The following is an 11,803-nucleotide window of genomic DNA, read 5'->3' as shown; positions in this document are numbered from 1 at the left end:
AAGTGACAAACGATGCACTCTATTTTTAGTAAGGAGCATTTCATTCAACACCATAGAGCGTTTATATTCCTTAAAAATATTGTTTAGTTTAGTGTTGACATACCATAACGTCATGAGCATGAAGTTTAACATTTCACTTTGTCCTCCTCTCTATGTTTCCTATCTCATATTTATATGTATCGTCATTTTATTGTAATCCCATTACTCTTTTGAATTTCATTGGACACATTACTTACTGAGGTGTGTACTCGAAACAATATTAGCTTTAAAAACATTATATATACTTTAATATAAAATGCGGATTTAAGTCAATGAGCCTCATATGAAATGAATAAAAAAGGATTGTTTTCAATATATATTAACTGAAAACAATCCTTTTTAACGTTTAAGCGTCCCCGGAGCGATTCGAACGCCCGACCGACAGCTTAGAAGGCTGTTGCTCTATCCAGCTGAGCTACGAGGACAATATGTATATTATTATTTAATTATGGAGCGGGTAGGGGGAATCGAACCCCCGACATCAGCTTGGAAGGCTGGAGTTTTACCACTAAACTACACCCGCAAGTGGTCGACTTCTTTTGACGACATTTATTATTATATGACGGTTCAGAAATAAAGTCAACACTTTTCTATTATTTTTCTAATCGAAAAGTTTCATTGTAAGGAAATGTTGTTATCTCCTTACCTTCCACATTGAAAAATTGTATTGTTACATTTTTATCATCCAACAAACTTAAAACAATATAAGATGTTTCCGAAAAATACTTAGGTAAACGAATACTTCCTGGATTTAAGAACAATGTTTGTCCAATTTTTTCTGCATAAGCAATATGTGAATGCCCAAAGCAAACAATATTTGCCTCAACCTCTGCTGCGCGATATTGCAATCTCATGAAAGAATTTTTCACATCGTATAAATGACCATGTGTTACATAAATACGAACATCGTTCACATTTAAAATGAGTTCATTCGGAAAAGAACTGTTCCAATCACAATTTCCTCGAACAATTTCATAACCACTTAACACTTTTTCGTCTATTTCAAGCTCAGAATCACCACAATGAATATAATGATCACAAGCATGTCGATGTTTAATTGTTTCCAATGGTTCCACTAAACCATGGCTGTCACTCAAAATTAAAATTTTCTTCAAAGGTGTCACCTCTTATCGCTTGTCTATGTATAACTATACTGTTTTTTCATTCACTCGTCCATTCGAATAATTAATTTATGAATCAAAAATTTCATCCCATAAAAATATATTATTTAACCCTCGATATTTCCTCCCTTTAACATTAAAAAAACCTCCAAATTTCCGCTTATCAGAAAATTGGAGGCTTATGATGGAGGGCTAACTTTAGTATGCTCTAAAATGTCATATTATATGTAATTCGATGCCAACCAAATATTTAATTTTTCTAATGCGTGATGACGATGGCTTATACTGTTTTTTTCAGTGGCTTCTAATTGTGCCATCGTTTGTTTGTATCCCTCAGGTATAAAAATTGGATCATATCCAAATCCATTATCCCCTTCAGGAGCAAATGCAATTTTTCCGGGACAGTTTCCTTCAAAATAAACTGTTTCCTTTCCAGGACGTGCTACTGCTAATACGCAAATAAACTTAGCATGACGTTCCTCTTCTGGAACATCTGTTAACTCTTGTAACACTTTTTCATAATTATTTACGTCATTGGTCGGTTCGCCTGCATAACGTGCAGAGTACACGCCCGGTGCACCGTTTAAAGCATCAATGGAAAGACCAGAGTCATCTGCTAATACAGGTGTTTGAACGATTTCACAAATAGTTTCCGCTTTTAGACGAGCATTCTCAAAAAAAGTATCCCCAGTTTCTTCTACATCTGGAAGCTGTCCCTCATAATCAGCAAGTGAACGAACTTCGATTCCATATGGCTCAAACATGTCGCGAAATTCTTTAATTTTTCCTTTGTTTCCGGATGCGATCATTAGTTGTTTCATTTTTTATTCCTCTTCTTCCCCTTCTAATTCAAATCCAATTTCCTCTGCTAACATCCCTAATGCTTCTTTTTGTACAGTAAACAGTTGCTCGATTCCAATTTGCGCATGTTCGAGCATTAATTGTAATTCGTCATAGGAAAAAGTTGATTCTTCTCCTGTACCTTGAATTTCAACAAATTTTCCCTCGCCAGTCATCACGACATTCATATCAACATTTGCAGCAAAATCTTGTTCATAATTTAAATCAAGGACAACTTCCCCATCTTCTAGTACACCAACACTTGTTGCAGCTAAATAATCCGTTACAGGTAAGTTTTTCACCTTATCTTCCTCTAAAAGTCTGCCACAAGCAAGTACCATTGCAACGAAAGCACCAGTGATCGATGCTGTTCTCGTACCACCGTCCGCTTGGATAACATCACAATCAATCCAAATTGTACGCTCCCCTAATTTCTCTAAGTCGACGACTGCACGTAATGCACGTCCTATTAAACGTTGGATTTCCATCGTACGGCCACTCACTTTTCCACGAGAAGATTCTCTCGTATTACGTTGTTCTGTTGCACGTGGCAACATCGCATATTCTGCAGTAATCCAACCTTTCCCTTGTCCACGCATAAATGGTGGGACACGTTCTTCAATCGTTGCATTACAAATTACTTTCGTATTTCCGACTTCTATTAATACAGAACCTTCAGGATGCATGGTAAAATTCGTTATAATATTTGTTGGTCTAATGGTCGCGTTCATATTCGCCCTCCTACATATTTTCTGTTACATTTTTTCCATTTGTTGAAAATCTGATAATTGAACAGGTGTATTATACACATTTCCGTCTTCATCCATAATCTCATCTAACTGTTCAACTTGTACATCTATCGCTTGTACTTCTTCCCCATCTACTAAAGATCTTACTAATGTCTCCATCACATCTTTTTGAATGATTGGAAGTTCATCATCGTTAAAAATATACTCATTAAATACTAATTGTAACACACCTTCTTTTAGTTCAGGTGCTTTTTCTAAAGATACTTCCTGTTGGAACACATCTTGTACGCCTAATTCACGTGGAATGTTTTCGAGTAATTTTTGTACCTTTGCTTCAAATACATCGTCCGTACGATCAATATACGTGGATACTGGTACAAAGTACGTCATTTCCTCATGTTGTTTCGGATAAAATATCGTGACAAGTTCGCTATGTTGCAAATGTGGTTTTTCATCCATATGTATATTAATTCCATGTTTCTTACTATACCCATTTGCAATTGGCGTTCCATTTACAGGCATCTCATCTATATCTTCTCCATCCATTCTCAATTTTATGTTTTCCACTTGTTCAAACTGTGTCAACGTATGGGTCATTGCTTCTAAAATACGTATTTCATCTTCCGCTTCATAGTTTGCAAATTGCCCTGATAAATCAACAATTAATGTACCATCCTCTGTTACATTCGTTCCTAATACTTCTGTTCCTTCTGGTAAAACCGCCTCAAAACCTTCTGGCAATAACTCCGTAACCGGACCTTCTTTCACTAAGTATTGGACCGTTTGTGCTGCTGCTCCTTCAATTTTAGGTATTTCTACTTGAATCGGGGCAACAACTCCATCTTTATCAAATACATAAAGTGTTCGTTCCGTCGTTTCAGCTGTTTCATCTACATCGTTTTCCTCAGCGTTCGTTTCCTCAGATTCGTTCATATTTTCGTCTGTCTCGTCAATGATTGGAATATCCTCTGGCATATCAATTTCTTCTATCGTTTCAGCTCCTTGAAAACAACCAGATAATAAAAACATACCTACACCCGCAGTTATCGCTACACGGATTTTCTTCGTGCGCACAAAATCCCCTCCTGTCATATACTAGTACAATATACGACAGGGTGTGTCCATTTATACCTGTATCGGAAGATTAATTTTATCCATCATCACATCTTGTAAACATTCGATGCGGTTTTCAAAAATGATATTTGATAATTTAGTAAATGTTTCTAAATTACCCGTCATGTAAAATTGATGTTTCGCCGTACGAATATTTTTTTGTAATAAATGATGCACTTCTAAAATTGTACTCGTCTCTCTAGCTGTTTCTTCACTAGAAGAAATTAATTGAACATCATGACCAACTACTTGTTGAATCGTTTTGTGTAAAATTGGATAATGCGTACAGCCGAGCACTAATGTATCAATATTCGCTGTACGTAGCGGTTCCAATGCCTCTGTTACAACCTGATATGCTTCTTGTCCATCTGTTATACCTTTTTCCACCAACGGTACAAATGTCGGGCAGGCAAGGGTCGTTACTTCTAATGTATGATTTATTTTATGTAACGCACGGACATACGATTCACTTCGTATCGTTCCTTCTGTACCAATCACACCTATTTGCTTATTTTTCGTCGCATTAATGGCGGCACGAGCACCTGGTTTAATGACTCCAATGACTGGAATCGATAGTTCTTCCTTTAATTGTTTAATTGTAAATGCCGTCGCTGTGTTACATGCGATAACAATCATCTTTACTTCTTTTTCCAATAAAAAATGAACCATTTCCATTGTGAACTGTCTTACTTCATGTTCTGGTCTCGGTCCATATGGGCATCGCATTGTATCACCAACATAAATTAATGTTTCATTCGGTAATTGTCTCATCAATTCATATGCAACAGTTAATCCACCAACACCTGAATCAATGACACCTATTGCTCTATTCAAAATTCCACCTCATTTATTATTGTAACGATATATATTTTATCATACGTACGTGTGAAAGGAAAAAAGAAAAGGCGAAAAGGATGACGGAACTTCGCTTTACTTCAACCATCCTTTTTCTTTCACGAGGGAAATCGCTTCAATCCTGTTGCCTACTTGTAACTTTTCTAAAATCGTCGACATGTAATTTCGGACCGTTCCAGGAGATAAAAATAATGTAGCAGCAATTTCTTTCGTTGATTTTCCTTTTGCAACAAGAGTTAATACTTCAGATTCTCGCTCTGTTAATGGGTTTTCAATAAAATCACTTTCGTACATCATATCCATTAATTCTGGTGCATACATTTTTCTTCCTGCCATTACTAAACGAATGGCTTCAGCTAATTGTTCAATTGGGCTATCTTTTAATAAATATGCTTGCACACCTGCTCTTCTTGCCCGATCAAAATAGCCTGTACGTGCAAATGTCGTTAAAATAATTGTTTTGCACGGATCTTCCTTTAGTAATTCTGCTGCTTCCAGGCCATTCATTACAGGCATTTCAATATCCATCACACAAACATCGGGTTGTAAGGATTGAACTAATGCTACTGCTTCCTCTCCATTTGTTGCTGTTCCAACCACTTCAAAATCATCCTCCATATTTAACAACGACCCTAATGCACCAAGTAACATGCCTTGATCTTCTGCTAATATAATTCTAATCATTACATGACACTCCCTTTGGCAATGTTTTTTATAATGACAGGAACTTCCATCAACAAATCTGTTCCATTATTGGATTCTATGTATAACGTACCATTTACAAATTCGAGTCTTTCTCTCATCCCAGCAATTCCACTTCCAAATGATTGGTTTTTATCTTTCGGAAATCCTCTTCCATCATCTTTAATTTTTAATATATATGCTTCTTCATTTTGTGTCATATAAATATCACTTTTCGTCGCTCCACTATGTTTCACGATATTTGTTACCGCCTCTTTCAGACAGAGACTTAAAATATTTTCAATAACAGGAGGAATAGATTCGTCAATTAATTCATTTTTGATCGCAACATCAATCTCTGCTGCTTCTAATACTTGCTTCGTTCGTTGTAACTCATCCGTTAATTTTCGATAACGCATATGTGTCACTAATTCTCGTACCTCTTTTAATGCAGTACTTGCAGTTATTCTAATATCTTTTAATTCATCTTTAGCTAGTTCCGAATCCTTTTCTAACAATTTGCCAGCGAGATCTGATTTCAGTCCAATTAGGGATAATTTTTGCCCTAAAATATCATGCAAATCTCTTGCAATACGCTGTCTTTCTTCAAAAATAATTAGTTCCGATATTTTTTCCCGTGCGACTTCTAACTCACCTTCTAAATTTTCTCGTTTCGTTCGATTATATAAATGAAACGGTAAAAGCACTGTCCCAATGACACTAATAACGATATACGGTGTTTGTGGGAGCAATAAGTCTAATCGAAAAAAATAACCAAATATAACTGCCCCAACTGTCGTTGCAATATGAAGCCCATACATGATAAAAAATCCTGCATAATGTCGAATATTTCCAATAAAAATGGCAGTAAAAATAGCAAAATAAACAAAACCAAACAAATAAATCATCGCGATATTTACAATCATTTCAAAGCTAAGCCACATATAAACGAGGCCACTTTTAGACTTAAAAGAAAAGATATAAGAAATGAAAAACATGATTAATAATGTAATACCGATGCCAATTTCCACAAAAGAAGATGATTTAAAAATGAAGAAAAATGGTAAAAAACATAAAATAATCCATGTATAAATACTAATCCATGGTTTCTTCGGAAAAATACTATACCATTTACGCAAAAATAACACCCTCTTCCTATTGCATCTATTATAGCAATAATTATAACTTTACAACATCTGTTTCGTTGCCTCTAGTTTCGCACTAATAGATGTGGTATGTATCTCTTTATGATACCGTTTGAAAAATTCAAAGTGGCATATGGATAGTGGAAAGACCTACAAAAAAAGTTATGCTAGCAATCCACTACTCACTAGCATAACTTTACACCTGTATGTCTATTAATTGATTCTCGTTTTGTTCGAATGTTTTACCACACGATTCTGTCTTGTTTCGTTTGCCTTTGCAAGCTGACGCTGCTTCCATGTTTTAAAGGTAATAAAATTTTGTGCTTCTGCATCATATAATTTATAACGCAAAGAATCTAGACTTGTTTTAAGTGTAATCGTTGTTGCATATTGTAAATCTGGTGTCGTTTCATGTGCCTCTTCTAAATAATAGTTCGGAATACGTGGTGCTAAATGATGTACGTGGTGGAATCCAATATTTCCTGTTAACCATTGTAAAAACTTTGGCAACTCATAATATGAACTTCCTTCGACTGCTGCCTTCACATAATTCCACTCGGATTCCTCTTCAAAATACGAATCTTCAAATGTATGTTGAATATAAAATAACCAGATTCCTAATGTAGCAGCAATATACATCGATATTCCATGCACGATTAAGAATGGTACGAAACCAACAAATATGATGATTAAAGACGTTCCAATAAGTAATATAGCATTAATGAGGTACGTATTATTTTTCTCTTTTTGCTTCGCATCCGCTCTATTGCGTCGGTTTGACACAAGCACTAAATATAATGGGCCAAAGCCAAACATAATTATCGGATTACGGTATAATCGATATTTCAGTCTTTCCCATTTTGTCGCCTCATCATATTCTTCTATCGTCATTACCCAAATATCTCCAATACCACGTTCATCTAAATTGGAACTAGAAGCATGGTGAATGGCGTGTTCTCGTTTCCATTTTTCATACGGAAAACTTGTTAACACACCTGTAATCGTTCCTAACACATTATTTTTTCGTTTATCATGGTAAAAAGATCCATGTGTACAATCGTGAAAAATAATGAATGTACGAACGATTAGTCCTGCTGCTACCACGGATAAACCTATCGCAACATACATATTAATCGGTACCATTATATATGCGATAATCCAAGTAGCAATTAACGGTACGATCGTATTAAAAATTTGGATCGTACTTTTTTTATGATCCGCAAATGTATACGGTTTTACTTGTTGATGTAATTTTCTCGTTTTCTCTTTTGACATTTTTCTCCCCCTCATAGGCATCCTATTTTAGTATAAGAGAGTGAAAATCTTTTTATTAGACATAAATGTCATCATTTCTATATGACAAATGTCATATCAAATAAAGGATAAACGTATAAATCATTCATTTCACGCACTTTTCATACATTTTTTCATAAAATAAACTGACTAAATAATTCCCTTCTACATGCATCTCACCGACAGCAAGGAGGGGGACCATTTGAACGACTCGAAAAACTTTCACCAACAAAGCGTACTAACAAAACGTGAAAGAGAAGTATTTACGATACTTTTACAAGACAAAACAACAAAGGAAATCGCGGAAGAACTATTTATATCCGAAAAAACTGTTCGAAATCACATTTCAAACGTTATCCAAAAGTTGGGTGTAAAAGGTCGTGCACAGGCAGTGATAGAGCTTGTTAGAATGGGGGAATTATCATTATAACGAAAACCGACTTTCACGATCGAAAGTCGGTTTTTCTATTATTCTTCCAGTTGAAAATGTTCACGTAAGGTTGTCCCTTCATAAGCAATTCTATATAATCCACGCTTCTGTAATTCGGGAATAATACATTCTACGAAATCTTCTAAACTATGTGGAAAAGATGGTGGCATGAGATTAAATCCATCAGCAATTCCTTCTTTGAACCATATTTCCATTTCATCGACAATTTCCTCAGGTGTTCCAATTAAAGTCAAATGACCTCCACCAGCATTTAAATAGCTTAATAATTCTCTTACGGTCGGATCTTTATCACGAATAATTTCTAAAATCGTTTTATAACGTCCTACTGGTCCAGTAAATTCCTCAACTGGTGGAAGAGCTGGCACCTTTTTATCTAAATCCCATTTAGAACAATCTTGCCCAATGAAAATACTTAATTGATGTAAAATGGTGTCTGTATCCAACAGCTTATCTAATTTCGCTTTTTTCTCAAGTGCTTCTTCACGAGTTTTACCAACATACGTTACTAACCCCGGAAAAATTTTAATATGTCTATTTTTCTCGCCACGTTCGCAAACAGCTTGATCTATCTTTTCTCTAAATTCCTTTGCCTGTCTTCGGTTCCAGGAAACAGAATAAACTGCATCAGCATACTGAGCTGCTAATGTAATTCCCGGATTCGATGCACCTGCTTGCATCAATACCGGACGGCCTTGTGGACTTTTTGGAGTCGTAAGTGGACCACGCACTTGAAAATATTTTCCTACATGATCTATTGGTTTTATTTTATTTGGACACATTAATTGTTTCGTCTTTTTATCATGAATAAAATCTGCTTCATCCCATGAATCGAACAATTTTGTTACAACATCTGCAAATTCTGTCGCTTTTTCATAACGTTTCGCATGGATTGGAAGTTTTTCCATACTATGATTTTGTGCCTCTACATCTGTCATCGATGTAACGAGGTTCCAACCAACACGTCCACCAGTCACATGATCCAAACTTAAGATTTGTCTTGCAGCAGTAAATGGATTGGAAAATGTACTCGAAATAGTAGCTACTAAGCCAACATTGTTTGTTACTTGCGATATCGCTGTTAAATTAACAATCGGATCAAACCAAAACGCAGGCATCACATTCGCACTAATACCTTGAAACGATTGATTATCTGCGAAAAACACAGCATCAAACAATCCCTTTTCTGCAATTTGCGCTAATTCTTGATAATATGTAATATCTCCAATACGTTCAACACTTGAATCTGGACTTAACCATGCAGCTTGATGGTGACCACAACCTATCACTAATACGCCAATATGCATCTGTTTATGTTTCGTCATGTTTCATTCTCCTTTTTATCTATTAAAAAAACGCAACCTTCCTAATAACCATAGGAAAATTGCGTACATATACAAAATAATATGTAAAGAAACAGAATTCGTTCCATGTACATACATTGATACACTTTCCTACGCTAGTATGAACTAGTTCAGGTTCAAAGGGTTCGAGGATAACCTCATCTCAGTTTTGTAAAAAACACCCCTAGTGACTCTATTCAATTCATAAATTTTTCACTTCGTTTTTACTGTAATCCCTTGTTCATTAAAAACTTTTTGTACTGCTTTTAATCCATTTAATACTTTTGGAAATCCAGCATATGGTAATATATGAATAATTGCACCAACGATTTCTTCTGGAGTTAACCCAACTTTAATTCCTGTTTTTACATGCATTTCAATTTGTGGGATCCCTTGAGCAACTAATGATGCCATTGTCACTAACACTTTTTGTTTTGGGTCAATGCCTTCTCTACCATAAATATCTCCAAAGGCAAATTCCACCACAAAATCTTCTAAATCTGGTGCCAAATCTTTAAAACCTGCTCCAATATCCATATGTCCTTCTGGATGATGCTGATCTACTAAATTAAACTCCTTTAATACATCCATTCCTTTTTCATACCGTTCGCTTGCCATGTATATGCCTCCATTAATGTTGAAATTTTCAAAATACTCCTATTTCCATGCTAATACATTTCTAACGTTTGAACAAGTAAATGAATGTTACACCTTTGAAAATTGCTTCCCATCATATTTTCTTGTTTCAATTATTGTTATTTTTCCATTGCAACATTTTGTACGATATTTTTTGGGCGTTTTACTTAATTGTTTACGGTTAGTTTCATACGTGCGTGCACATGTTTCACAACGAAAAAGATAAAACAAACCAATTTTCATCGTATTGGTACTTGGGGCATTATGTTGTCGTAACGTTTGCTCAAATATTGGAGCGCCATCTCGCATCACTTTCCCTTGCATATGTAATGCATAATGAATACATTCATGTTTAATAATGCCTTTTATCACATCTTCCGTACCATAATCTAATGTTTTTCCTGCAATTTCGATTCGTACTGGAAGATGTTTATTCGTCATGACATACCTACCATAGGAAGAACGAAGAAGATTATTCCGAACGATTGGAATGGTTAAGTCGATATGAAAATTGGTACGTAAGAATTGGGTAGCAAATTCGGTTAATTCTTCCTCTTTCACTGTATACACCTCAATAAATAGCATACCATATAATAAAAAAAACTGACATATATCGTCAGTTTTGTAGCATGAAAATTTTATCCCTTTTTTCTTCATTAATTGCGACTGGTTTTCCTGTATGCTTATTAATATTTACGATAGAACCACGACCAGTTAAACAAACCTCTCCATTTTCTTGCACACCCATGTAGTGAATATCTAATGAGCTGCTTCCAAGTCGATTTGCTTTCACGTATAGTTGAATCGTTTCTCCAAAAAATACTTGTTTTAAATAATCACATTGCAAATCTGCTACGACAGGAACGTCTTCCGCTTTATCAAAATCTTGAAACAAGCCAACTGCTTTAAAGTATTCAATACGTGCTTCTTCAAAATATATAAATGGAGAAACATTATTCATATGACCAAACATATCCGTTTCAGAAAATCGAATTTTAATTGGTACGTGAAACTTAAATTCTTCTTTCCAAGTATCAAAATTATCTATATATGTTGCTTTTGTCATATAAATCGCTCCTTAAAATGATAGTTTCTTTAACATATTTTCTAATTTTAATGCAAGTCCAATATCTCCTTTTACTTTTAATCTTCCCATCATAAATGTAGCGGTTGCATTTAAATCTCCTTGCAATAATTTTTTAAAATTCTTTTCACTCATCGCAAGTGTACACTGGGCATCATTGATTTTCCCTTCTGTAATGGTCGCAATGCCCTCTGTCAATTCAAGGCTATAGACTACTTCCTCACTTGCTTTAATCTCGAATACAAAACTTCCATTCACTGTTTCAATGATCGATTTGTTCTCTTTCGCAACACGATCAATTTCTTCCCAAACTTCTTGAACTGTTAGATTATCTAAACTCATATTTTCACTCCTATTTATAATGAATGACTATTCAATTATTATAATATATTTGAAGCAAAAATGAAAGCGTTGTCTTAGCGGATGGGCAAATATTGTAAAAATTCCTTACAAATA

The 11,803-nt window shown here is 35.1% G+C and carries 14 protein-coding genes, 2 tRNA genes and 1 riboswitch; of the genes, 1 reads left to right on the top strand and 15 read right to left on the bottom strand.

The features are described 5' to 3' along the window. Nucleotides 1-390: 390 nt before the first annotated feature. From WKT09_RS13180 to WKT09_RS13135, 10 genes are all read right to left on the bottom strand, one after another. Nucleotides 391-464, bottom strand: a tRNA-Arg gene (locus WKT09_RS13180). Between the two features lie 24 nt (nt 465-488). Further along, nucleotides 489-562: transfer RNA gene (locus tag WKT09_RS13175), tRNA-Gly, on the bottom strand. A 70-nt stretch (nt 563-632) separates the two neighbouring features. Then, nucleotides 633-1,154, bottom strand: a complete 522-nt coding sequence (locus WKT09_RS13170; protein WP_340416472.1) for a metallophosphoesterase family protein — start codon at nt 1,152-1,154, stop codon at nt 633-635. Nucleotides 1,155-1,381: 227 nt separating this feature from the next. Next, complete coding sequence (locus tag WKT09_RS13165; RefSeq protein WP_340416471.1) at nt 1,382-1,981, bottom strand: XTP/dITP diphosphatase; 600 nt, start codon at nt 1,979-1,981, stop codon at nt 1,382-1,384. 3 nt (nt 1,982-1,984) lie between these two features. Continuing rightward, nucleotides 1,985-2,731: a ribonuclease PH gene (rph, locus tag WKT09_RS13160; protein ID WP_340416470.1), complete on the bottom strand. Its 747-nt coding sequence runs from the start codon at nt 2,729-2,731 to the stop codon at nt 1,985-1,987. A gap of 24 nt (nt 2,732-2,755) precedes the next feature. Further along, nucleotides 2,756-3,823, bottom strand: a complete 1,068-nt coding sequence (locus WKT09_RS13155) for a GerMN domain-containing protein (RefSeq protein WP_340416469.1) — start codon at nt 3,821-3,823, stop codon at nt 2,756-2,758. Between the two features lie 51 nt (nt 3,824-3,874). Further along, nucleotides 3,875-4,696, bottom strand: a complete 822-nt coding sequence (gene racE, locus WKT09_RS13150) for a glutamate racemase (protein WP_340416468.1) — start codon at nt 4,694-4,696, stop codon at nt 3,875-3,877. A 96-nt stretch (nt 4,697-4,792) separates the two neighbouring features. Then, nucleotides 4,793-5,401 carry a response regulator transcription factor gene (locus WKT09_RS13145; RefSeq protein WP_340416467.1) on the bottom strand — a complete coding sequence of 203 codons (609 nt, stop codon included), beginning with the start codon at nt 5,399-5,401 and terminating at the stop codon, nt 4,793-4,795. Beyond that, nucleotides 5,401-6,537, bottom strand: a complete 1,137-nt coding sequence (locus tag WKT09_RS13140; protein WP_340416466.1) for a sensor histidine kinase — start codon at nt 6,535-6,537, stop codon at nt 5,401-5,403. The genes WKT09_RS13145 and WKT09_RS13140 overlap by 1 nt, the downstream gene beginning before the upstream one ends. 219 nt (nt 6,538-6,756) lie before the next feature. Further along, on the bottom strand, nt 6,757-7,818 hold the full coding sequence (locus WKT09_RS13135) for a fatty acid desaturase (RefSeq protein WP_340416465.1): 1,062 nt from the start codon (nt 7,816-7,818) through the stop codon (nt 6,757-6,759). 220 nt (nt 7,819-8,038) lie between these two features. Between WKT09_RS13135 and WKT09_RS13130 the strand changes: the two genes are divergently transcribed. Beyond that, nucleotides 8,039-8,266 carry a helix-turn-helix domain-containing protein gene (locus WKT09_RS13130; protein ID WP_336268324.1) on the top strand — a complete coding sequence of 76 codons (228 nt, stop codon included), beginning with the start codon at nt 8,039-8,041 and terminating at the stop codon, nt 8,264-8,266. 38 nt (nt 8,267-8,304) lie between these two features. On the opposite strand, the gene WKT09_RS13125 is transcribed toward WKT09_RS13130, so the two are convergent. The 5 genes from WKT09_RS13125 to WKT09_RS13105 form a co-directional block, all read right to left on the bottom strand. Continuing rightward, the gene (locus WKT09_RS13125) at nt 8,305-9,609 is read right to left on the bottom strand and encodes an LLM class flavin-dependent oxidoreductase (protein ID WP_340416464.1); all 1,305 of its coding nucleotides are present in this window, start codon (nt 9,607-9,609) and stop codon (nt 8,305-8,307) included. 109 nt (nt 9,610-9,718) lie between these two features. Continuing rightward, a riboswitch (TPP riboswitch) is annotated at nt 9,719-9,823 on the bottom strand. Nucleotides 9,824-9,840: 17 nt separating this feature from the next. Further along, entirely contained in the window at nt 9,841-10,245 is a 405-nt protein-coding gene (locus WKT09_RS13120; protein ID WP_340416463.1) for a carboxymuconolactone decarboxylase family protein, read from the bottom strand. 87 nt (nt 10,246-10,332) lie between these two features. Next, a complete protein-coding gene (locus tag WKT09_RS13115) occupies nt 10,333-10,824 on the bottom strand; it encodes a SprT-like domain-containing protein (protein ID WP_340416462.1) in 492 nt (163 codons plus the stop codon). Nucleotides 10,825-10,879: 55 nt separating this feature from the next. Beyond that, nucleotides 10,880-11,329, bottom strand: a complete 450-nt coding sequence (locus tag WKT09_RS13110; protein WP_340416461.1) for an acyl-CoA thioesterase — start codon at nt 11,327-11,329, stop codon at nt 10,880-10,882. Between the two features lie 12 nt (nt 11,330-11,341). Further along, nucleotides 11,342-11,689 (bottom strand): SCP2 sterol-binding domain-containing protein, encoded by a 348-nt coding sequence (locus tag WKT09_RS13105; RefSeq protein ID WP_340416460.1) that lies wholly within the window; start codon nt 11,687-11,689, stop codon nt 11,342-11,344. Between the last annotated feature and the right edge of the window lie 114 nt (nt 11,690-11,803).

Origin of the sequence: Pseudogracilibacillus sp. ICA-222130, assembly GCF_037892545.1 — a bacterium.
In the GTDB taxonomy this organism is placed as follows: Bacteria; Bacillota; Bacilli; order Bacillales; family Amphibacillaceae; genus Pseudogracilibacillus.
The sequence above is the reverse complement of the archived record's forward strand: the minus strand, read 5'-3'. Positions and strand labels throughout refer to the sequence as shown.

Coding starts and splice junctions, on each gene's coding strand:
- WKT09_RS13110 (WP_340416461.1), bottom strand. CDS start 11,329: ATGACAAAAGCAACATATATAGATAATTTTGATACTTGGAAAGAAGAA.
- WKT09_RS13165 (WP_340416471.1), bottom strand. CDS start 1,981: ATGAAACAACTAATGATCGCATCCGGAAACAAAGGAAAAATTAAAGAA.
- WKT09_RS13120 (WP_340416463.1), bottom strand. CDS start 10,245: ATGGCAAGCGAACGGTATGAAAAAGGAATGGATGTATTAAAGGAGTTT.
- WKT09_RS13125 (WP_340416464.1), bottom strand. CDS start 9,609: ATGACGAAACATAAACAGATGCATATTGGCGTATTAGTGATAGGTTGT.
- WKT09_RS13105 (WP_340416460.1), bottom strand. CDS start 11,689: ATGAGTTTAGATAATCTAACAGTTCAAGAAGTTTGGGAAGAAATTGAT.
- WKT09_RS13135 (WP_340416465.1), bottom strand. CDS start 7,818: ATGTCAAAAGAGAAAACGAGAAAATTACATCAACAAGTAAAACCGTAT.
- WKT09_RS13145 (WP_340416467.1), bottom strand. CDS start 5,401: ATGATTAGAATTATATTAGCAGAAGATCAAGGCATGTTACTTGGTGCA.
- rph (WP_340416470.1), bottom strand. CDS start 2,731: ATGAACGCGACCATTAGACCAACAAATATTATAACGAATTTTACCATG.